General features: G+C 73.7%; 1 protein-coding gene. It reads left to right on the top strand.

What is annotated here, in order from left to right; all coding sequences use genetic code 11:
- A partial coding sequence (locus ADK52_RS11815) for an SDR family NAD(P)-dependent oxidoreductase (RefSeq protein ID WP_159045910.1) occupies window positions 1–331 on the top strand: 331 nt, incomplete at both ends.

The following is a 331-nucleotide window of genomic DNA, read 5'->3' as shown; positions in this document are numbered from 1 at the left end:
CCTCGATCCGGCGGGCACGGTCCTGATCACGGGCGGCACCGGCGGTATCGGTGCGCACCTGGCCCGGCACCTGGTCACCGAGCACGGCGCCCGCCACCTCGTCCTGACCAGCCGGCGCGGCCCCGACGCGGAGGGCGCGGTCGAACTGGCCGAGGAACTCTCCCTGTTGGGCGCCGAGATCACCCTCACCGCCTGTGATGTCGCCGACCCGGCCAACATCACCGGGCTGCTCGCCTCGATCCCGGCCGAGCACCCGCTGACCGGCATCGTCCACGCCGCGGGCACCGGCGACAACGGCCTCATCGCCACCATGGACCCGGAACGCCTCGAC

It is taken from the genome of Streptomyces sp. WM6372, from assembly GCF_001279655.1.
Taxonomy (GTDB): Bacteria; Actinomycetota; Actinomycetes; order Streptomycetales; family Streptomycetaceae; genus Streptomyces.
The sequence above is the reverse complement of the archived record's forward strand: the minus strand, read 5'-3'. Positions and strand labels throughout refer to the sequence as shown.